This window comes from Micromonospora eburnea (assembly GCF_900090225.1).
Taxonomy (GTDB): domain Bacteria; phylum Actinomycetota; class Actinomycetes; order Mycobacteriales; family Micromonosporaceae; genus Micromonospora; species Micromonospora eburnea.
On sequence record NZ_FMHY01000002.1, the window covers coordinates 3,398,361 to 3,421,688 of the forward strand.

General features: G+C 73.9%; 19 protein-coding genes. 14 read left to right on the forward strand and 5 right to left on the reverse strand.

Going from position 1 to position 23,328, the window contains the following annotated elements; all coding sequences use genetic code 11:
* Nucleotides 1-5: 5 nt before the first annotated feature.
* The 11 genes from ctaD (at nucleotide 6) to GA0070604_RS15330 (ending at nucleotide 13,799) form a co-directional block, all read left to right on the forward strand.
* Complete coding sequence (gene ctaD / locus GA0070604_RS15280; RefSeq protein ID WP_091118551.1) at nucleotides 6-1,934, forward strand: cytochrome c oxidase subunit I; 1,929 nt, start codon at nucleotides 6-8, stop codon at nucleotides 1,932-1,934.
* Entirely contained in the window at nucleotides 1,931-2,560 is a 630-nt protein-coding gene (locus GA0070604_RS15285; protein WP_091118552.1) for a cytochrome c oxidase subunit 3, read from the forward strand. The genes ctaD and GA0070604_RS15285 overlap by 4 nt, the downstream gene beginning before the upstream one ends.
* Complete coding sequence (locus tag GA0070604_RS15290) at nucleotides 2,560-2,961, forward strand: hypothetical protein (RefSeq protein WP_091118553.1); 402 nt, start codon at nucleotides 2,560-2,562, stop codon at nucleotides 2,959-2,961. Before GA0070604_RS15285 ends, GA0070604_RS15290 begins: the two co-directional genes overlap by 1 nt.
* Complete coding sequence (locus tag GA0070604_RS15295; protein ID WP_167363479.1) at nucleotides 2,958-3,836, forward strand: cytochrome c oxidase assembly protein; 879 nt, start codon at nucleotides 2,958-2,960, stop codon at nucleotides 3,834-3,836. Before GA0070604_RS15290 ends, GA0070604_RS15295 begins: the two co-directional genes overlap by 4 nt.
* The gene (locus GA0070604_RS15300; protein ID WP_091118555.1) at nucleotides 3,833-4,228 is read left to right on the forward strand and encodes a c-type cytochrome; all 396 of its coding nucleotides are present in this window, start codon (nucleotides 3,833-3,835) and stop codon (nucleotides 4,226-4,228) included. Before GA0070604_RS15295 ends, GA0070604_RS15300 begins: the two co-directional genes overlap by 4 nt.
* 3 nt (nucleotides 4,229-4,231) lie before the next feature.
* The gene (qcrC, locus tag GA0070604_RS15305; protein ID WP_091118556.1) at nucleotides 4,232-5,038 is read left to right on the forward strand and encodes a cytochrome bc1 complex diheme cytochrome c subunit; all 807 of its coding nucleotides are present in this window, start codon (nucleotides 4,232-4,234) and stop codon (nucleotides 5,036-5,038) included.
* Entirely contained in the window at nucleotides 5,035-5,898 is an 864-nt protein-coding gene (locus tag GA0070604_RS15310) for a QcrA and Rieske domain-containing protein (RefSeq protein WP_141721305.1), read from the forward strand. Before qcrC ends, GA0070604_RS15310 begins: the two co-directional genes overlap by 4 nt.
* Nucleotides 5,895-7,661, forward strand: a complete 1,767-nt coding sequence (qcrB, locus tag GA0070604_RS15315; RefSeq protein ID WP_208602068.1) for a cytochrome bc1 complex cytochrome b subunit — start codon at nucleotides 5,895-5,897, stop codon at nucleotides 7,659-7,661. The genes GA0070604_RS15310 and qcrB overlap by 4 nt, the downstream gene beginning before the upstream one ends.
* Before the next feature lie 186 nt (nucleotides 7,662-7,847).
* The gene (locus tag GA0070604_RS15320) at nucleotides 7,848-9,614 is read left to right on the forward strand and encodes a thiamine pyrophosphate-dependent enzyme (RefSeq protein WP_091118558.1); all 1,767 of its coding nucleotides are present in this window, start codon (nucleotides 7,848-7,850) and stop codon (nucleotides 9,612-9,614) included.
* Nucleotides 9,611-12,715: an FAD-binding and (Fe-S)-binding domain-containing protein gene (locus GA0070604_RS15325; RefSeq protein ID WP_091118559.1), complete on the forward strand. Its 3,105-nt coding sequence runs from the start codon at nucleotides 9,611-9,613 to the stop codon at nucleotides 12,713-12,715. Before GA0070604_RS15320 ends, GA0070604_RS15325 begins: the two co-directional genes overlap by 4 nt.
* A gap of 4 nt (nucleotides 12,716-12,719) precedes the next feature.
* Nucleotides 12,720-13,799 (forward strand): enolase C-terminal domain-like protein, encoded by a 1,080-nt coding sequence (locus GA0070604_RS15330; RefSeq protein ID WP_091118560.1) that lies wholly within the window; start codon nucleotides 12,720-12,722, stop codon nucleotides 13,797-13,799.
* A gap of 36 nt (nucleotides 13,800-13,835) precedes the next feature.
* Here GA0070604_RS15330 and GA0070604_RS15335 read toward each other — a convergent pair whose 3' ends face one another.
* The gene (locus GA0070604_RS15335; RefSeq protein WP_244161914.1) at nucleotides 13,836-15,626 is read right to left on the reverse strand and encodes a glycoside hydrolase family 15 protein; all 1,791 of its coding nucleotides are present in this window, start codon (nucleotides 15,624-15,626) and stop codon (nucleotides 13,836-13,838) included.
* A 139-nt stretch (nucleotides 15,627-15,765) separates the two neighbouring features.
* On the opposite strand from GA0070604_RS15335, the gene GA0070604_RS15340 reads away from it, so the two are divergent.
* Nucleotides 15,766-16,779 carry an SDR family oxidoreductase gene (locus GA0070604_RS15340; RefSeq protein ID WP_091118561.1) on the forward strand — a complete coding sequence of 338 codons (1,014 nt, stop codon included), beginning with the start codon at nucleotides 15,766-15,768 and terminating at the stop codon, nucleotides 16,777-16,779.
* Nucleotides 16,780-16,884: 105 nt separating this feature from the next.
* Nucleotides 16,885-17,952, forward strand: coding sequence for a PIN domain-containing protein (locus GA0070604_RS15345; RefSeq protein WP_091127150.1), 1,068 nt, complete (start codon nucleotides 16,885-16,887; stop codon nucleotides 17,950-17,952).
* A 94-nt stretch (nucleotides 17,953-18,046) separates the two neighbouring features.
* Here the strand turns inward: GA0070604_RS15345 and GA0070604_RS15350 are convergent, their stop codons facing one another.
* Nucleotides 18,047-19,324, reverse strand: coding sequence for a hypothetical protein (locus GA0070604_RS15350; protein WP_167363480.1), 1,278 nt, complete (start codon nucleotides 19,322-19,324; stop codon nucleotides 18,047-18,049).
* A gap of 164 nt (nucleotides 19,325-19,488) precedes the next feature.
* Between GA0070604_RS15350 and GA0070604_RS15360 the strand changes: the two genes are divergently transcribed.
* A complete protein-coding gene (locus GA0070604_RS15360) occupies nucleotides 19,489-20,310 on the forward strand; it encodes a maleylpyruvate isomerase family mycothiol-dependent enzyme (RefSeq protein ID WP_167363481.1) in 822 nt (273 codons plus the stop codon).
* A 146-nt stretch (nucleotides 20,311-20,456) separates the two neighbouring features.
* On the opposite strand, the gene GA0070604_RS15365 is transcribed toward GA0070604_RS15360, so the two are convergent.
* The 3 genes from GA0070604_RS15365 to GA0070604_RS15375 form a co-directional block, all read right to left on the reverse strand.
* The gene (locus GA0070604_RS15365) at nucleotides 20,457-21,176 is read right to left on the reverse strand and encodes a hypothetical protein (protein WP_091118565.1); all 720 of its coding nucleotides are present in this window, start codon (nucleotides 21,174-21,176) and stop codon (nucleotides 20,457-20,459) included.
* A 149-nt stretch (nucleotides 21,177-21,325) separates the two neighbouring features.
* Complete coding sequence (locus GA0070604_RS15370; RefSeq protein ID WP_091118566.1) at nucleotides 21,326-21,796, reverse strand: hypothetical protein; 471 nt, start codon at nucleotides 21,794-21,796, stop codon at nucleotides 21,326-21,328.
* Entirely contained in the window at nucleotides 21,789-23,171 is a 1,383-nt protein-coding gene (locus GA0070604_RS15375; RefSeq protein WP_167363482.1) for a molybdopterin-dependent oxidoreductase, read from the reverse strand. The genes GA0070604_RS15370 and GA0070604_RS15375 overlap by 8 nt, the downstream gene beginning before the upstream one ends.
* Between the last annotated feature and the right edge of the window lie 157 nt (nucleotides 23,172-23,328).

Below are 23,328 nucleotides of genomic sequence, written 5' to 3' on the forward strand. Positions count from 1 at the left end.
GGGACATGTCGACGACCACCAACCCACCTACCGGCCTCGACGGTGACGACCTGGCCCGGCTGGCCGAACACTGGGGCGAGCGCCCCTCGCTGCGGGCCTGGTTCGGCACCACCGACCACAAGCGGATCGGCCGGCGCTACCTGGTCACCGCCGGGTTCTTCTTCGTGCTCGCCGGGCTCAGCGCGCTGGTGATGCGGACCCAACTCGCCCGGCCCGAGTCCGGTGTGGTCTCGCCGCAGGAGTACAACCAGCTCTTCACCATGCACGGCACGGCGATGATCTTCCTGTTCGCCACCCCGATGCTCTTCGGCTTCGGCAACTTCCTCGTCCCGCTGATGATCGGCGCCCGGGACATGGCGTTCCCCCGGCTGAACGCCTTCGGCTACTGGGTGTTCCTGTTCGCCGGCCTGTTCATGTGGGCCAGCGTGCCCTTCGGGGCGGCGCCGAACAACGGCTGGTTCGCGTACGCGCCGCTCAACCAGCTACAGCACAACCCCGGCCTGCACATGGACATCTACGCGCTCGGCCTGCTCTTCCTCGGCATCTCCACCACCTCGGCGTCGATCAACTTCATCGTCACCGCGCTGAAGCTGCGCGCGCCGGGGATGTCGCTCAACCGGGTGCCGCTGTTCGTCTGGGCGATCGTGGCCACCTCCTTCATGGTGATCTTCGCGTTGCCGGCGTTGAACGCGGACAACGCTCTGCTCTTCCTCGACCGCCGCTTCGACACCCACTTCTTCGACCCGGCCGGCGGCGGGAACGTGCTGCTCTGGCAGCACCTGTTCTGGATCTTCGGGCACCCCGACGTGTACATCATCGTGATGCCGGGGCTGGGCATCGTCTCCGCCGTGCTCCCGGCGTTCACCCGCCGCGGCGTGGTCGGCTACCCGTTGATCGTGCTGGCGATCGTCGCGATCTCGATCGTCTCGTTCGGGGTCTGGGTGCACCACATGTTCGCCACCGGGCTGCCACAGCTGTCGTACAGCTTCTTCAGTGCCGCGAGCACCATCATCACCATCCCGTCCGGGCTCCAGATCTTCGCCTGGCTGGCTACCATGCTGCTCGGCCGGCTGGTGCTGCGGGTGCCGCTGCTGTTCGTCATCGGGTTCATCGTGACCTTCGTGCTCGGCGGGTTCACCGGCGCGATGTTCGCGCTGACCGCGTTCGACCAGCAGACCACCGACTCGTACTTCGTGGTGGCGCACTTCCACTACGTGCTGATCGGCGGGGCGGTCTTCCCGATGCTCGCCGGCGTCTACTACTGGCTCCCCAAGATCACCGGTCGGATGTACCACGAGGGGCTCGGCCGGTGGGCCTTCTGGCTGGTCTTCGCGGGCATGCACGTCACGTTCTTCCCGATGCACCTCACCGGCCTGTTCGGCATGCCCCGCCGGATCTACACCTACCGCAGCGAGCCCGGCTGGGACGGGTGGAACCTGGTCAGCACGGTCGGGTCGTACCTGCTGGCGCTCGGGCTGCTGCTGGTGCTCGTCGGCATCGTGCACACCCTCCGGCGGGGCCGGCCGGCCCCGCCGGACCCGTGGGAGGCCGACAGCCTGGAGTGGACGGCGGCCTCGCCACCCGAGCCGTACAACTTCCCGGTCATCCCCCAGGTGCACAGCCTGCACCCCACCTGGGACGAACGAACCGCCGAATCCATCGGACCCGGAGCGACCCCGGACCGCATCCTCAGCGAGGGACGTCGCACGGTGTTCACCAGCGAACTGGACGCCCGCTACGAACGGGCGGTCGAGATGCCGGAGTCCAGCCTCAAACCGCTGGTGCTCGCCGGGGCGCTGCTGGTCTTCTTCGTCACCATGCTGTTCGCCTGGTATCCGGTCGCGGTGGCCGCCGTGCTGGTGGTGGCGGGGTCGATCGCGGCCTGGCTCTGGCCGCCGCGTCGCCCCGACGAGGAACTCGGAGTCGTGGCATGACCGACCGGGGCGGGGTGGTGGCCGCGGCCACCGGCGCGGAGGCGCTGAGCACGGAACTGCCGGTCGGCCGGCCGACCAGCTGGTGGGGCATGGTGATGTTCGTGGCGACCGAGGCCACCCTCTTCGCCTGCCTGCTCGGCAGCTACTTCTACCTGCGCTTCCAGTTCGGCCCCCAGTGGCCGCCGGGCGGCCTCGAAAAGCCCAAGCTGGTCATCCCGCTGCTGATGACCCTGGTGCTGGTGCCCAGCAGCATTCCGGTGGTCTGGGCCGAACACGGCATCCGGCGGGGCCAGCGCTGGCGCCTGCGGGCCGGCCTCGCCGCGACCCTGGTGATGGGGCTGACCTTCATGGGCCTGCTCGTGAAGGAGTACTCCGACGACCTCAAGATGCACACCATGACCACCGACGTCTACGGCTCGCTGTTCTACGTGATCACCGGCTTCCACGGGCTGCACGTCTCGGTCGGGTTGATGATGATCGGTTGGCTGCTCGCCGCCTCGCTGCGCGGCGGCAGCTTCGGCTCCCACCGCCACGAACGGGTCCGCAACGCCGCCATCTACTGGCACTTCGTCGACACGGTGTGGGTGGCCATCCTGTTCACCATCTACCTCTCCCCGCGGCTGTGATGACCACCCGGCCCGACTCCCGAGCCCGCCTGGCCGGCGGGCTGCTGCTCTGGTACGGCGTACTCGGCGGCGCCGTCGCCTGGGCGGTACACCTGCTCGCCGCCTGGTCGCTGGACGAACTGGCCTGCGCCCGCGGCTCGGAATCCATCGCCGCCCTGCCGCTCTGGCAGGCACTCGGGCTGGCCGTGGTGATCCCCGGCCTGGTCACCGTGGGCGCGCTGCTGGTGGCCACGCTGGCCTGGCGCCGCACCGCGGTGGCCCAGGCGACCGGGACGAGCGGCCGCGCGTACGCCCGGACCCGGCTGCTCGCCGCCCTGGGCGTCTGGGCCAACCTGCTGTTCCTCGCCATCATCGTGCTCGGCGGGATCGCCGTGCTGGTCTTCCCGCCATGCCAGCGGTGACCGTGCCACGGGCCCACGGCCCCGACGCCCCGGCCGAGAGCCTGCTGGCGATGCTGGTGGTGGTCGCGATCTGCGTACTCGCCGCCGGCTACGGCCGGGGCGTCCACGAGCTGTGGTACCGGCGCGGCGCGGGCGCGGTTCTGCCGGCCTGGCGGGTGGGCGCGTTCGGCACGGGGGTGCTGGTGGCGCTCGCCGCGGACCGAGGGCCGGTGCACGCGCTGGCCGAGTCCTCGTTCGCCGGACACATGACCCAGCACATGCTGCTCCTGCTGGTGGCCGGGCCGCTGCTCGCGGCCGGCGCCGTCGGGCTGCCGTTGAGCCTGGCCGCGCCGCCGCCGCTGCGCCGGCTGCTCGCCCGCTGCCGGGCGGCGCCACCGGTACGCCGGCTGCGCCGGCCCACCACGTACGCCCTGCTGGCCGGGGCGGCGCAGATGGTCACGCTCTGGTTCTGGCACCTGCCGGGGCCGTACGTCGCGGCGGTGGACCAGCCCGTCGTGCACGCCGCCGAGCACCTGTGCCTGCTGGGCACGGCCTGGCTGTTCTGGGCGCCGCTGCTCGGCGCGTCCCGCCACCGGCCACCCGCCCCGTTGACCGTGCTGCTGCTGGTGGGCACCATGCTGCCCGCCTCCGCCCTCGGCGCCGTGCTCACCTTCGCCCCGGAACCGGTCTATCCGGTGCGCGTGCTCGGCCCCGACCCGCTGACCGATCAGCAGCTCGCCGGGCTGCTGATGTGGGCGCCGATGGACGTGGTCGTACTGGTCGCGGCGCTCAGCGTGTTCCTGCGCTGGCTGTTGCGGATGGACCGCCCCGACAACGGAGCGTCGGCAGCCGGGCCGGTGACGGTTGCGGCCGGATCGGAAGGGATGGCTCGATGACGCTGACCCGTGCTCTCCGGGCGCTCGGCGCGGTTCTGGTCGGCCTGCCGATGGTCGTGGTCACCGGCTGTGCCTCGACTGCCCCGCCACCGCCGCCGCCGGAGTCGCGCAACGGGCGACCCGACCGGGGCGCGCAGCTCATCGCCCAGTACGGCTGCGGATCGTGCCACACCATCCCGGGCGTCAACCGCGCCGACGGGCTGGTGGGCCCGCCGCTGACCAGCTTCGGCGCCCGTACCTACATCGCCGGCGAGCTGCCGAACAACGCCGACAACCTCCGCCGCTGGATCACCGATCCGCAGTCCGTGGAGCCCGGCACCGCCATGCCCAACCTGGGCGTCAGCGCGATCGACGCGCAGGACATCGCCGCCTACCTGTACACCGCGAGGTGACCGATGCGGCGTACCCGACCGGCGACCCGGCTGCCCACCGCGTACCCGCACCGGGCCCTCGCGGCGGGGGCGGTGCTGCTGCTCGCCGCCGGCCCCGTGGCGCTCGCCCCCGCGCCGACCCCCACCGGGACCGCCGGCCCGGCGCCCACCGCGACCACCGGCCCGCCGGGGCCCGGCGATCGGGGCAGCCGGCTCTACCTGGAGAGCTGCGCGAGCTGCCACGGACCACAGGGGCAGGGCACCCAGCTCGGACCGTCCCTGATCGACGTCGGCGCGGCCTCGGTGGACTTCCAGGTCTCCACCGGGCGGATGCCGCTGACGCACGAGGAGCAGCAGCCCCGGCGCGGGCAGCCGGCCTTCTCGGCCGAGGACATCGCGGCGCTGGTCGACCACGTGTCGAGCTTCGGCGGCGGGCCGCGGATCCCGCGGGTCGCCCCGGGCAACCTCGGCTCGGGACGGGAGCTGTTCGCGGCGAACTGCGCGCCCTGCCACGGCGCGACCGGCGCCGGCGCGGTGCTGACCGACGGGTGGATCGCCCCACCGCTGGACCGGGCCACTCCCGTCCAGGTCGCCGAGGCGGTCCGGGTCGGCCCCGGGCTGATGCCGGTCTTTCCCAGCCAGGTGCTCAGCGACGCGCAGGTGAACGACCTGACCACGTACGTGGGACGGCTGCGTAGCGAGCGGCTGGACCGGGGTGGCAACCCGCTCGGGCGGCTCGGTCCGCTCGCCGAGGGACTGGTGGCCTGGCTGGTGGCGCTGGTGCTGCTGGTCGGCGCCGTCCGGTGGCTGGGCCGAAGGGCGGGGCGGTGAGCGCCCGGCGTCCCCCGGCGGCCGAACGGGCGGCCGGCCGCCGCATCGTCACCGCCTGCCTGGTGAGCGCGGCCGGGGCGGTCGGCTTCGCCGTGGCGTACGGCCTCAATGCCGGACCCCGGTGGGAGGGCGTCTGCCTGGCGGTGGCCTTCGCCGGGCTGGCCGTGGGGCTCGCGCAGTGGGGGCGGCACCTCGTCCCGGTCGGCGGGTACGTCGAGGAGCACGAGGGGTTCACCTCGCCGCCGGACGAGCAGGCGATGACGGCGGCGGCGCTCACCGCGCCGGACAGCCCGGTCCGGCGGCGCGGCCTGCTGGCGGCCCTCGGGCTGGCGGTGACCGCGCTCGGCGTCGCCGCGCTGTTCCCGCTGCGCTCGCTGCTGCCCTGGAACCGCCGGCAGCCGAACGAGGAGCTGTCGACCACCCCGTGGGGCCCGGGGGTCCGGCTGGTCGACCAGCAGGGCCGCCCGCTGCGGCCCGAGGACGTGCCGGCGGACACCATGGTCGGGGTCTTCCCGGAGGGCGCCGTCGACGCCGGGGACGGCCCCGCCTTCGCGGTCCGGCTGGCGCCGGAACGCTTCACCCGGCCGCCCTCCGGCGGTCACCTCGACGGCCTGGTGGTCTGGTCGCTGCTGTGCACCCACGCCGGCTGCCCGGTCGGGCTCTATCTCAAGGGCACCGGACGGCTGCTGTGCCCCTGCCACCAGTCCTCGTTCGACCTGCTGGCCGACGCGCGCCCGGTGGCCGGCCCGGCCGCCCGGCCGCTGCCGGGCCTGCCGATCGAGGTCGGCCCGGACGGGTTCCTGCGCGCCACCGGTGACTTCACCGGCCCACCCGGCGCCGGCTTCTGGAGGCGGCAGTGATCACCGACCGGCTGGCCCGGGCGCTGGACGACCGGCTGCGGCTCTCCCCGATCACCCGACGCGCGCTGGCGAAGATCTTCCCCGACCACTGGGCGTTCATGCTGGGCGAGGTGGCGCTCTACTCGTTCGTCGCGCTGATCCTGACCGGCGTCTACCTGACCTTCTTCTTCGAGGCCAGCTCCGCCGACCGGGTCTACCACGGCGAGTACGCGCCACTGGACGGCGCCACCACCTCCGCCGCGTACGCCTCGACGGTCCGGCTGAGCTGGGACGTACGGGCCGGGCTGCTGATCCGGCAGACCCATCACTGGGCGGCGCTGCTCTTCGTCGCCGCGATCGTGCTGCACCTGAGCCGGATCTTCTTCACCGGGGCGTTCCGCCGGCCGCGCGAACTGAACTGGCTGATCGGCGTCACCATGCTCGCCCTCGCCCTGGCCAACGGCTTCACCGGCTACTCGATGCCGGACGACCTGCTCTCCGGTCTGGGCCTGCGGATCCTCGTCTCGGTGGTGGAGTCGATCCCCCTGGTCGGGACGTGGCTGGTGGCGCTCGGCCTCGGCGGCGAGTTCCCCTCCGACGCACTGATCCCGCGGCTGTTCATCACCCACGTTCTGCTGGTGCCCGCGATCCTGGTCGCCCTCGTGTCGCTGCACCTGGGCATCCTGGTTCGGCAGAAGCACAGCCAGTTCCCGGGCCCCGGGCGGACCGAGCACAACGTGGTCGGGTCCCGGCTGTGGCCGAGCTACACGCTGCGTACGCTCGCCCTGTTCGCCTGGGTGCTGGCGGTGCTGTTCGCCCTCGGTGGCCTGGTGCAGATCAATCCGGTCTGGATCTACGGCCCGTTCGAGCCGGCCCAGTCCACCTCGCCGGCCCAGCCGGACTGGTACGTCGCCTGGGGGGATGGCGCGCTGCGCCTCTTCCCGCCGTGGGAGTTCCGCATCGCCGGCTACCTCGTGCCGGCGCCGTTCTGGCCGGGTGTGGTGCTCGGCGGCGTCAGCTTCCTCGCCCTCTACGCCTGGCCGTTCCTCGAACGTCGGCGCACCCGGGACCGCCGGCCACACCAACTCCTCGACCGGCCCCGCGACCATCCGGTCCGGCTGGGTGTGGGCGTCGGCGCGTTGACGTTCTTCGTGGTGCTGGTGGTCGCCGGCGGGGACGACATCCTGGCCCGGCTGCTGCGGGTGCCCGTCTACGACCTGCTCGGGGTGTTCCGGGTGCTCGCGCTCGTGCTGCCGGTCCTGACCGGGCTGGTCGCCTACCTGGTCGCGCGGGCGCTACGCCGCGGCGACGCCGCCAGTCTCGGCGAGCTGACCCGGGCGGACCTGCGACGGGCCGCCGGCCCCGCCCCGGCACCCCGTGCCGACGAGGGCGGCGTCGAGACACCCGCCCCGGACCGGCCGGGCGAGCGGATCGAGCTGTGGCCGGAGGACGGGCTGTGGCGGTGGCGCTACCGCGACGAGGCCGGACAGGTCGCGCTCACCGGCAACCGTGTGGTGCGCTCGGAGGAGGAGGCGGTGGAGGCGTCCCGGCTCGCGTACCCCGGGGTCGACCGGGTGGTGGTGCCCGGCCCGCCGCCCCCGCCGCCCGGCCGGGTGCGCACCGCCCTGCAGCGCTGGGGCCGCGTCGCCGCCGCCGGATCGTTGCTGGTCGGCCTCCTCGCCGACCGCCGGCGGCGGCGCGGGGAGCGAGGCGGGGAGCGAGGCGGGGAGCGGGGTGGGGAGCGGGGTGGGGAGCGTGTGCGGCCGCGCGATCCGGCCGAGTGAGGCCGGGCCGGCCGCCCGGCCCGCGCCCGGTGCCACCGCTGCCGGGCATCCCATCGGATCGGAGGTTTGCCGGCAAGGCGCGCGGGTAGCTGGCGGGGCATCGGGACGTCCGGTGCCCGGCTTCGCCCGCCGCCCTTGGCGCCCGCTGCCGGCGGCAGCGCGGAAGCCCAGATCAGGAGGCGTGAGGTGCAGGAGATCGTAGGCGACAGCCTGGCCCGACGACTGGTGGAGTGGGGCGTCGACACCGTCTTCGGCCTGCCCGGCGACGGCATCAACGGGCTGATGGAGGGCTTCCGCCGGCAGCGGGAGAAGCTGAGGTTCGTGCTGGTGCACCACGAGGAGGCGGCGGCCTTCATGGCCACCGGCTACGCCAAGGCCACCGGCCGGATCGGCGTCTGCGCCGCCACCTCCGGCCCGGGCGCCATCCACCTGCTCAACGGGCTGTACGACGCCAAACTCGACCACGTGCCGGTACTGGCCATCACCGGTATGCAGGAGACCTCGGTGCTCGGTTCCCACTACCAGCAGGAGGTGCACACCCCGCTGCTCTACCAGGACGTGGCGGCCTACAACCTGATGGTCACCAACCCGCAGCAGATGCCCGGGGTGGTGGACATCGCCATCCGGCACGCCCTGGCCATGCGGACGGTGGCCCACCTGACCTTCCCCAACGACGTGCAGGTCGCCGCGGCGGGGTCGGACCCGTACCGGCATGTCAGCCCGGGCGAGCCGCCGATGAGCAGCCCCGTCGCGTCGCAGCCGCCGGTGCCGGCGGCGCAGGCCGACCTGGCCCGGGCGGCGGAGGTGCTCAACGCCGGCAAGAAGGTGGCCATGCTGGTCGGCGTGGGAGCCCGGCACGCCCGCGACGAGATCATCGCGGTGGCCGAGGCGCTGGCCAGTCCGATCGTCAAGACCCTGCCCGGCAAGATGGTGGTGCCGGACGACCACCCGCTCACCACCGGCGGTCTCGGCCTGCTCGGCACCAAGCCGAGCGAGGAGCTGATGGAGGAGTGCGACACGCTGCTGATGGTCGGCACCTCCTTCCCGTACGGGAAGTACCTGCCGAAGCCGGGGCAGGCCCGGGTGGTGCAGATCGACATCGACGCCAGCCTGCTCGGCCTGCGGCTGCCGGTGGACGCGGCGGTCACCGCCGACGCCCGGCTGGCGTTGCAGCAGCTGCTGCCGATGCTCCAGCCTCGCTCGGACCGGTCCTTCCTGGAGAGGTACCAGCGGGAACGGGACGCCTGGCGCTCCGACATGGTCGCGCTGCAGGACCCGTCCCGCGACCCGATCGCCCCGCAGTACCTGATCAGCTGCGTCGACGAGGCGGCCACCTCCGACGCGATCCTGACCTGCGACTCCGGCACCATCGCCACCTGGGCGGCCCGGCACTGGACCATCCGCGGCAACCGGGAGTTCTATCTCTCCGGCAACCTCGCCACGATGGCGCCGGGCCTGCCGTACGCGGTCGCCATGCAGCACGCGTACCCGGGGCGGCAGGTGATCGCCTTCGTCGGCGACGGCGGGTTCGCCATGCTGATGGCCGAGTTCCTCACCGCCGCGCGGCACGAACTGCCGATCAAGGTGATCATCAACAACAACAACGCGTACGGGCAGATCCTCTGGGAACAGATCATCCTCGGCTATCCCGAGTACGCGGTGCGGCACCGGCAGCCGGAGGCGGACTTTGCTGCCTGGGCGCGGGCCTGCGGCGGCTACGGCGCCAAGGTCACCGACCCGAAGGCGCTGCCCGGGGCGATCCGGGAGGCCCTCGCCCACCCGGGCCCGGCGCTGGTCGACTGCGACGTCAACCCGAACGAGCCGCCGATGCCCGGTAAGGTCCGGTACGAGCAGGCGAAACACTTCACCGAGGCGTTCCTGCGCGGCCAGCCGCACAAGGTCGCCACCATGGCGACCGTCGCCCGCGACAAGATCAACGAGTTGCGGTCGTGACCCGGGTCGCCGCTCGTCCGGTCGCGCTGCCCGACCCGGTGACCCGGGCGCCCGCGCCCGTCACCGACGTGGACCTCGACGCCCTGGCCGCACGGCTGCGCCCGGTGGTCGACGGCGAGGTCCGGTTCGACGCCGGCTCCCGCGGCGCGTACTCGACGGACGGCTCCAACTACCGGCAGGTGCCGCTCGGCGTGGTCGTGCCGCGTACCGTCGAGGCCGCCGTCGCCGCGATCGAGGTGTGCCGCCGGATGGACGTCCCCGTGCTCTCCCGGGGCGGTGGCACGAGCCTGGCCGGCGAGTGCACGAACACCGCCGTCGTGATCGACTGGTCGAAGTACTGCAACCGGCTGATCGAGGTGGACGCCGAGGCGAAGACGTGCCTGGTGGAGCCGGGCATCGTGCTGGACACGCTCAACGAGCTGTTGGCCCCGTACAGGTTGGAGTTCGGCCCCAGGCCGGCGACCCACAACCACTGCACCATCGGCGGGATGATCGGCAACAACTCGTGCGGGTCGACGGCGCAGCGCACCGGCAAGACGGTCGACAACCTCGTCGAGATGGAGGTGCTGCTCTACGACGGCACTCGGATGTGGGTCGGCGAGACCGGCGACGAGGCGTACGCCGAGATCCAGCGTCGGGGTGGCCGCCAGGCCGAGATCTACCGCCAGTTGCGGGCCCTGCGGGACGAGTACCTGAGCGACATCCGCACCCGCTACCCGGACATTCCTCGGCGGGTGTCCGGCTACAACCTGGACAGCCTGCTGCCGGAAAAGAACTTTCACGTGGGGCAGGCGCTGGTCGGCTCGGAGAACACCCTGGTCACCGTGCTGCGGGCCCGGCTGAAGCTGGTCCCGGTGGTGCCGGCCAAGGCGATGGTCTTCCTCGGCTACCCGGACATCGCCACCGCGGCCGACGACGTGAAGCACATTCTGCCGCACGATCCGATCGCCCTAGAGGGGCTCGACGACAAGCTGATCAACTTCGAGAAGCGCAAGCACCTGCACCCCGGCGCCCTGCACCTGCTGCCGCAGGGGGGCGGGTGGCTGATGGTCCAGATGGGCGGGCACACACCGGAACAGGCGGAGGACGCCCTCGCCCGGATGCTGCACGCGTTGCGGCGCGACGGCGGGCCCACCGTGCACCGCTTCGACGACGAGGCCCACGAGAAACAGATGTGGCAGGTACGCGAGTCCGGGCTCGGCGCGACCGCCCGGGTACCGGGCGAGGCGGACACCTGGGAGGGCTGGGAGGACTCGGCCGTACCGCCGGAGCGCCTCGGCGACTACCTGCGCGATCTCGACACGCTCTACCGGGAGTACGGCTACGAACAGGCGTCGCTGTACGGGCACTTCGGGCAGGGGTGCGTGCACACCCGGATCCCGTTCAAGCTGAACACCGCCGACGGCGTACGGCAGTTCCGCTCGTTCATCGAGCGCGCCGCCGACCTGGTGGTGTCGTACGGCGGCTCCTTCTCCGGCGAGCACGGCGACGGACAGTCCCGGGGCGAACTGCTGCCGAAGATGTTCGGCGACCGGCTGATCCGCGCCTTCGGCCAGTTCAAGGCCATCTTCGACCCGGACAACCGGATGAACCCGGGCAAGGTCGTCGCCCCGTACCCGCTCGACAGCCACCTGCGGATCGGGGTCGACTACAACCACGGCGGCTGGGAGACCCACTTCCGCTACCCCGACGACTCCGGCAGCTTCGGCCGGGCCGTGCTGCGCTGCGTCGGAGTCGGCAAGTGCCGGCGCCAGCACGGCGGGGTGATGTGCCCGTCGTACATGGTCACCCGGGAGGAGGAGCACTCGACGCGGGGCCGGGCCCGGCTGCTGTTCGAGATGCTCGACGGCACCGCCCGGGGCGGGGTCGTCGACGACGGCTGGCGTTCCGACGCCGTCCGGGACGCCCTCGACCTCTGCCTGGCCTGCAAGGGCTGCAAGCGGGACTGCCCGGTCAACGTGGACATGGCCACCTACAAGGCGGAGTTCCTGTCCCATCACTACGCCGGGCGGCTGCGCCCCCGGTCGCACTACTCGATGGGCTGGCTCCCGGTGGCCGCCGCGCTCGCCGCCGCCGCGCCCCGGGCGGTGAACGCGTTAGCGCAGGCCCCCGGGCTGGGCCGGCTCGCGAAGGCGGTCGGCGGCATCGACCGGCGCCGCGACATCCCGCTGTTCGCCCCGGAGTCGTTCCAACGCTGGTTCGCCCGCCGGACACCGCACGGGGACGGCTCCCGCGGCGAGGTGCTGCTCTGGCCGGACACCTTCACCAACCACCTCCACCCCGGCATCGGGCGGGCCGCGGTCGAGGTGCTGGAGGCGGCCGGCTGGCGGGTACGGGTGCCGGACCGGCCGGTCTGCTGCGGCCTGACCTGGATCTCCACCGGCCAGCTCGGCATGGCCAAGCGGGTGCTCCAGCGGACCGTGGACGTGCTGCGCCCGCACCTGCGGGCCGGCACCCGGGTGGTCGGGCTGGAACCGAGCTGCACGGCCGTGTTCCGCAGCGACGCCCACGAGCTGTTCCCCGACGATCACGACGTCGCCAAGCTGCACGAGCAGACCGTCACCCTGGCCGAGCTGCTGCACGACCACAGCCCCGGCTGGCGACCGCCCCGGCTGCCCGCGCACGCCCTGATCCAGACCCACTGCCACCAGCACGCGATCCTGGGCACCGTCGCCGACCAGGCGGTGCTGGCCGAGGCCGGGGTGCGCGCCGACTTCCTCGACTCCGGCTGTTGCGGCCTGGCCGGCAACTTCGGCTTCGAGCAGGGGCACTACGAGGTCTCCGAGGCGTGCGCCGAACGGGTGCTGCTGCCCGCCGTACGCGACGCCGCCGACACCGACGTCATCCTCGCCGACGGCTTCAGCTGCCGTACCCAGGTCGAGCAGAGCGCGGCGGACGGCCGCCGGGCGATCCACCTGGCCGAGTTGCTCCGCGCCGGCCTGCACGGCGGGTCGGTGCCGCCGCGACCCGAGCAGAGCTGGGCCGACCGGCCCGCCTCCCCGTCGCGGGCCGCGCGGTGGGCCGCCGCCGGGCTGGTCGGTCTGGCCGCGCTGGCCCCGGCGGCCGCGCTCGCCGCGCGGGTGGGCCGGCGGGGACGGTGACCGGATGCGGCTGACCGCGGCGGCGTACCGGGTGCCCACCGACGCCCCGGAGGGAGACGGCACCCTCGCCTGGTCCAGCACCGTGCTGGCACTGGTCCGCGCCGAGGCCGACGGGCACACCGGCCTCGGCTGGACCTACGGGCCGGCCGCGGTGGTGCCGGTGGTGACGGAGCTCCTCGCCCCGGTGGTGGCCGGGCTGGACCCGGACGACGTGCCGGCCGTCTGGACGCTCATGCAGCGCGAGCTGCGCAACGCCGGGCGGCCCGGGGTGGCCGGGCTGGCGCTGTCCGCCGCCGACAACGCGGTCTGGGATCTCAAGGCCCGCCGGCTCGGCCTGCCGCTGGCCCGGCTGCTCGGCACCGCCCGCCGGGAGGTGCCGGTCTACGGCAGCGGCGGCTTCACCACGTACGACGACGAGCGGCAGCACCGCCAGCTCGCCGGCTGGGTGCACGACCAGGGCATCCCCCGGGTGAAGATCAAGATAGGGGAGTCCTGGGGTACCGAGGTGCCGCGCGACCTGGCCCGGATGGCCGCCGCCCGGCGCGTCATCGGCGACGACACCGAGCTGTACGTCGACGCGAACGGCGCCTACCAGCGCAAGCAGGCGGTCCGGGTGATGCGGGCCGCCGCCGACCTGGACGTGCGCTGGTACGAGGAGCCGGTCAGCTCCGACGACCTGGTCGGCCTCGGACTGGTCCGGGACCAGGTCCGGCCCGACGTGGCGGCCGGCGAGTACGGCTACGACCTGGTCTACTTCCACCGGATGGCCCCGTACGTCGACTGCCTCCAGATCGACGTCACCCGCTGCGGCGGCATCACCGAGTTCCTGCGCGCGGCGGCGGTGGCCGCCGCGGCCGGCCTCCAGGTGTCGGCGCACTGCGCGCCGCACCAGCACCTGCCGGTCGCCGCCGCCGTGCCGAACCTGCGCCACCTCGAATGGTTCCACGACCACGTCCGGATCGAGTCGATGCTCTTCGACGGGGCCGTGCCGGCCACCGGAGGCGCCGCCGCGGTGCCGCTGGACCGGCCGGGCAACGGCCTCGACCTGCGGACCGCCGACGCGGAGACCTACCGGGTGGCGTGAGGCGACGGGACGCCAGCGTGCGCCGGCCGGGTCCGGTCAGCGCGGGACCGGGCAGTATTCGGCCTGGCCGAGGGTCACCGCGGTCTCCAGCATCAGCGCGTGCACGAACGCCTGCGGAAAGTTTCCGCGTAACTGCCGCTGTTGCACGTCGTACTCCTCGGTGAAGAGACCCGGTGACCCGCACGCGGCCCGGTTGCGCTCGAACCAGCGGTTGGCCCCCACCACGTCGCCGGCCTGCCAGGCGGCGAGCGCCGCGGCGAACCCGCAGAGCAGGAAGGCGCCCTCCGCGTCGCCGAGCGGCCGGCTGTCCGGGCGGAACCGGTACAGGTAGCCCTCGCGCTCCAACTCGCCCAGGACCGCCCCACGGGTCGCCGCGGTACGCGGATCCCCGACCGGCAGCGCCCCCCGAATGCCGGGGAACAGCAGCGCCCCGTCGACCCGCCCGTCGTCGTACGCCCGCTGCCACCGGCCGGACGGATGCAGGCCGTGCGCCGCGGCGTCGGCGAGGATCGTGTCGGCGAGCGCCGCCCACCGCCCGGCCGACCCGCGCGGCGCGACCCGGGCGGCCGCCCGTAGCCCGGCCACGCACATCAGCTTCGAGTGCGTCCACTGCCGGGCCGACAGCTCCCAGACGCCCGAGTCGGGCTGTTGCCAGCGCTGCCCGATGGTCCGCACGGCCAGCTCCATCGCCCGCCAGGAGGCGTCGTCCAGCCGGTCGTGCCGCCCGGCGGCGGCCAGCAACAGCAGGATCTCGCCGAACACGTCGAGCTGGCACTGTTCCCGCACCCAGTTGCCGACCCGGGGCGACCCGCCCGGATAGCCCGGCAGGAAGTCCAGCCCGTGCTGCGGCGGCACCGGGTCGCCGTCGACCGTGTAGGCGGGGGCGAGGCGGTCACCGTCGGCGAGCACCCGCTCGGTGAGGAAGGCGACCGCGTCGTCCAGCAGGTCGTACCGGCCGACCAGGGCGGCGGCCTGGCCCACGAAGGACTGGTCCCGCAGCCAGGCGTAGCGGTAGTCGTAGTTGTGGCCGGCGAGCGCCCGCTCGGGCAGTGCCATGGTCGCCGCCGCCACCGTGCCGCCACCCGGCCTGGTCAGTCCGCGCAGCACGGCGTACGCGAAGACCGCGTCCCGCTGCGCGGGCCCGCCGGTGAGCGGCGGCAGGGACGCCTTCCAGGTCTGCTCGGTGGTCCGCCACAACTCGTCGGGCCGGGGCGGCTCGGCGTCGAACGGCCGCGTCGCGATCTCCAGCACCAGATCGTGCCGCCCGCCGGCGGGGATCGTCAGCTCGCCGCAGAGCGGGCCGTCACCGCTGGGCCGGAGCCGTTCCCCGCCGCTGTGCCGCAGGTACAGGTCGCCCGTACGGGCCAGCCAGAGCGGCCCGTCGCGGCGTACCTCGCGCACCGGCTCGCGGCCGAAGTCGGCGCGCGGATCGAGCCGGACGCGAACGACGGCGTCCCGGTCCAACGCGTGGATCTGCCGCAGCAGCACCACCCGCCGTTCCTCGCCGGGAAACAGCAGGGCCTCGCGGGACTCGATGATCCCGTCCGTGGTCACCCACCGGCTCACCCACACCAGCGAGTCCGGCTCGTAGTGGCCGCCCCAGACGTACCGGTGGTTCGCCGGCGTCACCAGGTAGTCGCCCCGGCCGCCGAGCAGGCCGCTGAACACCGACGGGTCCGCCCACCCGGGGGCGCAGAGCCAGGTCACGTTGCCGTCCGGGCCGACGAGGGCGCCCCGGTGGCCGTCGGCGAGCAGCGCGTACTCACGTAGCACGCTCGGCCCGTGGACGTCCGTCGCCGAGGTGCCGGGCCGCTCGTCCCGTCCCACCGGCACCACCTCCCGCAGCCCCTACCCGGCGCGGGCCGGCCCACACCTGCCCCGCCGAACCCGCATCCGACCGGAGTACCCGGCCGGTGCCGGGGTACAGCCTCGGACAGGACAGGACGGACGAGGTCGGGGGAGTGTGATGGGTCGAAACCGGGAGCACGCGCGGGTGGCGGTGATCACGGGGGCCAGCGCCGGGGTGGGGCGGGCCACCGCCCGGTTGCTCGCCCGGCGTGGCATCGCCATCGCCCTGCTGGCACGGGGACGCACCGGCCTGGACGCCGCCGCCGCGGAGGTACGGGCCGCCGGCAGCCGGGCCCTGCCCGTCGAGGTGGACATGGCCGAGTACGACCAGGTGGTGGCCGCCGGCCAACGGGTCGAGGCCGAACTCGGGCCGATCGACCTGTGGATCAACGACGCGTTCAGCTCCGTCTTCGCCCCGTTCCAGCAGACCCGGCCCGAGGAGTTCCGCCGGGCCACGGAGGTCACCTATCTCGGCTACGTGCACGGCACCCGGGTGGCCCTGCACCACATGGTGCCCCGGGACCGCGGCACCATCGTCCAGGTCGGGTCGGCGCTGGCCTACCGGGGCATCCCGTTGCAGGCCACGTACTGCGGGGCCAAGCACGCGATCGTCGGGTTCACCGAGGCGCTGCGCTGCGAGCTGATGCACGACCGGAGCAAGGTCAGGGTGACCATGGTGCAGTTGCCCGCGCTGAACACCCCGCAGTTCGACTGGTTGTTGTCCCGGCTGCCCCGGCACGCCCAACCGGTGCCACCGATCTACGATCCGATGGTCGCCGCCCGGGCCATCGTCGGCGCCGCCGACCGGCCCGGCCGCCGGGAGTACTGGGTGGGTGTCTCCACCGCCCTGACCATCCTCGGCAACCGGATCGCGCCCGGCCTGCTCGACCGGTATCTCGCGCGTACCGGCTACGACTCGCAGCAGGCCGAACGGCCGACCGACCAGGACCGGCCGGTCAACCTGTGGCAGCCGGCGGACGGCCCGGACGGCCGGGACTACGGCGCGCGGGGCAGCTTCACCAGCCGGTCGCACCGGCACAGCGCGCAGGCCTGGTTGTCCCGGCACCGCCTGGTCACCGCCGCCGGCCTCACCGGCGCGGCGGCCGGCGTCCTGGCCTGGCGTCGCCACTGACCCTCCGGCCTGCGGACCGCCCGAGACCGGGCAGCCGCGCCGAACGAGCCGGGCCCGGTCGCGGCGCGGGTGGACGGGCAGCCCGCCGGGCGTAGGCTGACCGGCGTGGATGCCGAAGACCGGATCGCGCTGTTCCTCGACTACGAGAACCTGGCGCTGGGCGTACGTGACCATCACGGCGGCCGGCCCTTCGACTTCCGCCCGATCGCCGACGCCCTCGCCGAGCGGGGCCGGGTGGTGGTGCGCCGCGCGTACGCCGACTGGTCGTACTTCGACGAGGACCGGCGGATGCTCACCCGGTCGCACGTCGAACTCATCGAGATCCCCCAGCGGATGGGCGCCACCCGGAAGAACGCCGCCGACATCAAGATGGCCGTGGACGCCGTGGAGCTGGCCTTCGAACGCGACTACCTCTCCACGTTCGTGATCTGCACCGGCGACAGCGACTTCACCCCGCTGGTCTACAAGCTCCGCGAACTCAACAAGCGGGTGATCGGGGTCGGTGTGGAGAACTCCACCTCGGCCCTGCTCCCGCCCGCCTGCGACGAGTTCCTCTACTACGACCGGCTGGAGGGGGTCGAGATACCCGCCACCGCCGGTCGGCGGGGCCGTCCGGGTCGGGTGTCCGCCCCCGAGGCCCCCCAGCCGCCGGAGCCCGAGCCCCAGCCGGTGGCGGAGGAGTCCGCCCGGGACGTCGACACGCTCGCCGTCCTCGTGGCGCAGACGGTGGCCGGCCTCCAGGGCGGCACCAGCGGTGCGGTGACCGCCTCCGGGCTGAAGCGGACCCTGCTGCGCAAGGATCCGACGTTCAGCGAGTCCGACTACGGCTTCCGTACCTTCGGTGAACTCCTGCGCTACCTCGCCGAACACGACGTGGTCGAGCTGGCCGAGGGGCCCGCCAAGGGCGACCCGGAGGTGTCGCTGCCGGAACGCGGTGACCCGGAGGCCGCCTTCGCGCTGCTTCGCTCCGTGGTCGCGGATCTGGCCGGCGGCGGCGCGGTCGCGCTCTCCGGGCTGAAGGACCAGCTCCGCCGGGCGCGCCCCGACTTCAGCGAGAAGAAGCTCGGCTACCGCAGTTTCCTCCAGTTCTGCAAGGCGGCGGCCACCAGCGGTGTGGTGGACCTGCGGTGGAGCCCGGACACCGACGACTACCTGCTCACCCCGCGGTCCTGATCGGCGCCGGCCCGGGCGGCGGCGCCGACCGGGCCGCTCCCGGCGCCGCCCCGTGGAGGTCAGCGGCTCACGAGCCGGGCAGCCGCCCGCGTGCTCACCGGTCGGCCGCCGGGCACAGCAGCAGGTTCACCAGCGGCAGGTGGAGCAGGCCCGGGCAGTCGTCGCGCACCGGGAAGCCGGTCGACGGCGTCGGGGCGGGTGCCGCGGTCGGGGCCGGGGCGGTGGTCGGAGCGGGGCCCGTGGTCGGGGTGAGCGTCGCGGCCGGCTCGGGTCGGGTGGTCGGAGCCGGAGCCGGAGCCGGAGCCGTGCCCGTGCCCGTGCCCGTGCCCGTGCCCGTGGCGCGCGTTGCCGTGGCGGCGCTCCGACGCGTCACGGGCCCGGTGACCGGCTCGCCCCCGGTGGCGGCACCGCCCGTCGTCCGGGCCACGGGAGTGGTCACCGGCGGGCGGCGGGTCGGGCTGCCCCCCGGCCCGGGCACCGCGGGCGGGCTCGGGACCGGGTCGCCGATGGTCCAGCCCACGTCCGCGGTTGCGGCGATCCCGCCCGCGCCCGCCTCCGCCCCGTACGGCAGCTCCGCCGGCTCGGCGCGGAGGGTGCCGGTGGCCAGCGCCGCGAGCGCCACCGCGACGACGACGGCGGCGGCCGCCGCCATCCGCTCGGGGCGCGGCACGGGGAACGGAGCGTGGTGCGGCTCCGCCGGCGCCGGCGGAGCCGGTCGGGCGTCGCGGTGAGCCGCCAACAACGCGTCGACCTGCGCGACGACGGCGGCGCGTGACCCGGCGGCGGTGGCGAAGGCGAGGGTGAGATAGAAGCGGGCGTTCACGGCGGCGGCGGCCGGGATCCGCAATCCGGCCGGCCGGCGGCCGTCCGCGGTGTGCAGCAGGGTGATCGGGACCTCGGGGTGGTGCCCCGGACCCAGCATGCCCCGGTACGTCCACTCGCGTCGGCCGTGGCGTCCGGCGAAGGCGACGCGACGGTCGGTGACGACCGCCATGCCGGCGTCGACGACCCGCAGGCCCGCCGGCAGTACGCGCCCGGGCTCGTCCACGGTGTCCGCCGCGACGGTCAGCCCCGGCGCGGGCAGCCCGGTGAGGTGCCGCGCCTCGGCCTCGATCAGCTCCGCGGCCGGCAGTACGCGGTAGACGACCTCGTCGTGGTCGAGTTCGGCCGGCAGCCCGGCCCGTGGCTGCGCGCACCCGACGAACGCGGTGGCCTCGATCCGTAGCCGGACGAGATGCTCCTCGTGCCGGCGCCAGGTCCGCAGCCGCGCGTCGTACGCCCGCTGCCGCCGGTCGTCCTCGCGCCGCGCCCACTCGCCCGGCCAGCGGGAGGCCCGGGGGTTCGTCGCGACGGCGGAGGGTTTCGCCTGCACACCTCGTACAACGGCCGCCGTCCGGGAAGGACACGCGGCGCGGGTGGGTCGTCCGCTTCTCTGTTACCCCGAGTGATCACGATGGTGCTGCTCGTGCCGAGTCAGTATCCTTTGAGGACTTTCCGCGCCGCACCTCCTGTCGTGCTCTCCCTAGGGGTGACCCATTGTCTGATCTTGTCCTCACCGAGAAGCGTGGTCTGACCGCCGGCCCGGCGACGATCGGCGCGACGATCCAGCGCCAGCGGTCGAACTTCCTCCGCCTCGTCACGCAACTCGATCCGGCGGGCTGGTCGGCGAAGACCCGCTGCACCGCCTGGTCGGTGCACGACGTGGTCCGGCACGTGGTCAACGTGGCCGAGCTGCACGTCGCGCTGCTCAGCGGCAGTCCGGACGTCGGGCGGTTCCTGCGCCACGGCCCCTTCCATCCGGCCACCACCCCGGCGCTGTGGCTGGCGGACTCGCCCGCGCAGAGCCCGGAGGAGACCGTCCAGACCCTCACGGACCTGGTGGCGCGGGAACGGGAGCTGTTCCAGGCCCGGGCCGTCGGGCCGGAGGGCCCGCTGATGCCCGCGCCGAGCGGGCGTCAACTGCACTGGTCGACCCTGTCCCTGCACATGCTCTGGGACGCCTGGATCCACGAACGGGACGTGGCGCTGGCGCTCGGGTTGGAGCCGGAGTCGCGCGCCGAGGACTTTCCCCTGGTCACCATGTACGGTCTGCTGATCGCCGGGGGTGTCGGCGTGCTCGTCGGCAATCCGCCGGCGGCCACGCTCGCACTGCGGGGCGCCACCGAGTCGCGGTACGAGATCGGCGTCGCCGAGGACGACGTGTTCGTCGCGGCGGGCGTCGACGGCGACCCGCAGGGGCACGGGGCGGCCGACGAGGTGTTGGACAGCCTCACCGGCCGCGAACCGGAGCTCGCCCGGGCACTGACGGCACAGGAGCCGGTCCTCGCCTCCCTGGGGGTGCTCCGGCAGGTGATGTGACGGATTCCCGGGCGCGTCGCCACCCGAACGACGCCCACGCCCGCCGCCGGGCCGCCGTCGAGGCGGCCCGGCGGCGTACCGGGACCGTCACCGCTCGGATCGTCGGGCGGGGTCCTGCGCAGTTACGCGTGGGCCGCCGCGCCGGATCAGCCGGGGCGTACCGGGGTGCCGTTCGTGACCGGTGCGGCGACCGTGCCGGACGTGACCCGCGGGTCCGGGTCCCGACGACGACGCCGGGTCAGCAGGCCGACGCCGAGCAGCGTGACGATGCCCACCGCCTCCAGGGACAGGAGTAGCCACTGCGGGACGCGATCACCGTCGGCGTCGGGCTTGCCCAGCCAGCGCAGCCGGCCGGTGATGGTGAAGGGCTGCCCACCGGCCGTCGCGTGGACCGTCCAGTCGCCGACCGGATGCGGGTGCCGCGGGTCCGATTCGACCGCCGGCGGCCGCGCCTGCCCCATCCAGTGGATGCGATGGTCGTGCCAGCGGCTGGTGCCCTTGGCGCCGACGGTCCGCCACGCCGGCGCGAGCGCGGTCGGATCCTGCCCGGCCGGCAGGCTGTCGGCGAACAGGCTGCGGTTGAGGTACGTGGTCTGCGACAGCTCGTTCTCCTGCACCGTCGTCGCGGTGATCCGCAGGTACGGCTCCCGGCTGTAGCCGAGCACGATCACCTCGGCCGGCCCGGCGTTGGTGATCTCGATCCACTCACCGCCCGGGTCGACGCGTACCTCCACGCCAGGCGGTTGCGGTGTGACGGCGGTCAGGTCGGTCCGGTAGTAGGCCGCGTCGGGAATCGGTTGCCCGCCGCCGTGTCCGGCGACCGGCGCCGCCTGACCAGCCACCACGGCGATGACGGCACCCAGCACGGCTACGACTCTGCGCGACCACCTGCCCACGGACGTGATTCTGGCCGGCATCTCGCCCACGCGGTCCGTTCATGAACGGAATGTCATCGACCGGCTCGTATCCGGGCCGTCGGTGTCCCGGCCTGAACGTCGGGGCGGCGGCGGTCGGGTCACCGGCGCCGGGCCCACCGCCTCAGCGCGTAGCCCACGGCGCTGGCCAGGAACAGGGCGGCCGTGGCGAGCAGCCAGCGGACGAGGAACGGCCGCTGGTCCTGCCCGGACGCGGCCAGATAGGCCGGCGCGTCCAGTCGGAGGATGCCGGGCAGAAAGACGAGGAACAGCAGCCCCGAGGCCAGGGCCGGCACGCGGACGTGGTTCAGCGGCGACGGGCCCACCGACGGCACGACGCGGGTGCCCGGCGCGTGCCGCAGCACCGCGTCGGCCAGCCCGTAGACCGGGAACAGCACGAGGTCGTGGGCGATCGCCGCGCCGACGAACCAGATCAGCATCCGGCCGGCGGCCGGCTCCGCGGCGAGCCGCAACGCCACCCACCCGGTGACGGCGAAGGCCCCGACGAGCAGCAGCAGGTGCCCGAGCGGCGCCCCGTACGCCGACCGGAACCGGGCCGCGAGGTCAGCCACCCGTACGCCCCCGGAACTCGATCTCCGTGACCCACTTCGTGCAGTGCACCCCGGGCAGGGCCGGGACGATGACCCGCGCCGGGTAACCGTGGTCGAGGGTGAGATCGACTCCGTTGACCCGCAGCGCGAGCAGGGCGTCCGCGTCGTGGACCTGGTTGGCCTGGAGGGTCGCCTGCCGGAACAGTCCCGCCTTCTCCAGCGAACGGACGTGCGCCGCGCCGATCCGGCCCGCCCTGACGTGCGCGGCGAGGTCCCGCAGCCGTACGCCGGACCAGGTCTGCACGGTTGACCACCCCTCCACGCAGGCGATCGGCAGCGTGACGGTGTGCTGGGCCATGGCCAGCAGGCCGGCGCGGTCCACGGTGACGGCGCGCCCGTTCGCCCGCAGGGTGAGCCGCCAGCCCGGCCCGGTGTCCGCGGCCTGGACGCCGGCGGCGGCCGCGGTCCGGTTGACCGGGAACCCGGTCGGGCCGCCGCCCGGCTGCCGGCCCCGGGGCAGCAGCAGCGCGGTACGTCGCCAGGGCCCGTCGAGGTGCTGCCCCACGGTGAGCGCGGCGAGCAGCAGCGACAGGCCGCCGACCAGCGCGAGCGCGCCGCGCCGGCTCGTCGTGGCCGGCCGAGGTCGGGCGGCCACCAACCCGTCCGGGTCGGGCGGCTCGGGCCGGGTCGCCGCGCGGCCGGTGGCCAGCTCCCGACGCAGCGGACGGGATCGCAGCGCGGTGAGCATCCGCCGCGACCTGAGCGCCACGTGCGCGACCAGCGCGGCGACGAACACCCAGGCGCCGAAGTAGTGGGCGGTGTAGAAGTCGAAGCCGAACAGGTACGCGTACTGGATGTCGAGCAGGCCGGTGGCGATCTCGAACAGGATCCCGCCGACCAGCAGGAGCAGGGACAGCCGTTCCAGCACCTGCGCCACCGAGCGGGCCGGCGGCCAGTCGAACAGCTTCGGCAGCACCGACCAGAGTTTGGCCAGCACGACCGGGACCAGCGTGATCCCGAGCCCCACGTGCACGCCCTGGGTGAGACGGAACAGCCAGGAAGGGCGGGTCGGCCAGTCGAACGGCGGCAGTCGCAGCCACCCGACGTCGCGCGGGTACGCCTGACCGAACCGCGGGGCGTAGGCGACGTAGTCCAGCAGTCCGGTGAGGAACACCAGCGGCAGGCCGACGAGCAGGACCACCGCGAACACCGAGGTGAGCCACGGGCCGCGCAGCGGGCTGCGCCATCGCCGGTTCGCCGTCGCGGCGCCGGGCGGCGGATGCTCGGCCAGGACCGCCCACCACCGCCGGGGGAAACCGTAGCCTGGACGGCCGCGCGGGGCACGCCTCGGCCCGGCCGGCGAATCCCCGGCCGGGGGAGTGCTCTGCGCGTTCACCGGTTCTCCTCACGGCCGCGACGGCGGGACGCCCGGTCCCTCTCCGGCAGGTTACGGGCGGCGCCGCCGGGCGGGCCTGGATTGCCGGGATTACGGAAGCCCCGCGCACGTGTTGCGAGGTCCTTACGGCTTCGTCGACCCGGCCCGCCGGGCCCGT

Excerpts from the sequence above, each read along its gene's own strand:
- GA0070604_RS15300 (WP_091118555.1), top strand. The coding sequence starts at position 3,833 with ATGACGCTGACCCGTGCTCTCCGGGCGCTCGGCGCGGTTCTGGTCGGC.
- GA0070604_RS15340 (WP_091118561.1), top strand. The coding sequence starts at position 15,766 with ATGGGTCGAAACCGGGAGCACGCGCGGGTGGCGGTGATCACGGGGGCC.
- GA0070604_RS15290 (WP_091118553.1), top strand. The coding sequence starts at position 2,560 with ATGACCACCCGGCCCGACTCCCGAGCCCGCCTGGCCGGCGGGCTGCTG.
- qcrC (WP_091118556.1), top strand. The coding sequence starts at position 4,232 with ATGCGGCGTACCCGACCGGCGACCCGGCTGCCCACCGCGTACCCGCAC.
- GA0070604_RS15285 (WP_091118552.1), top strand. The coding sequence starts at position 1,931 with ATGACCGACCGGGGCGGGGTGGTGGCCGCGGCCACCGGCGCGGAGGCG.
- GA0070604_RS15330 (WP_091118560.1), top strand. The coding sequence starts at position 12,720 with ATGCGGCTGACCGCGGCGGCGTACCGGGTGCCCACCGACGCCCCGGAG.
- ctaD (WP_091118551.1), top strand. The coding sequence starts at position 6 with ATGTCGACGACCACCAACCCACCTACCGGCCTCGACGGTGACGACCTG.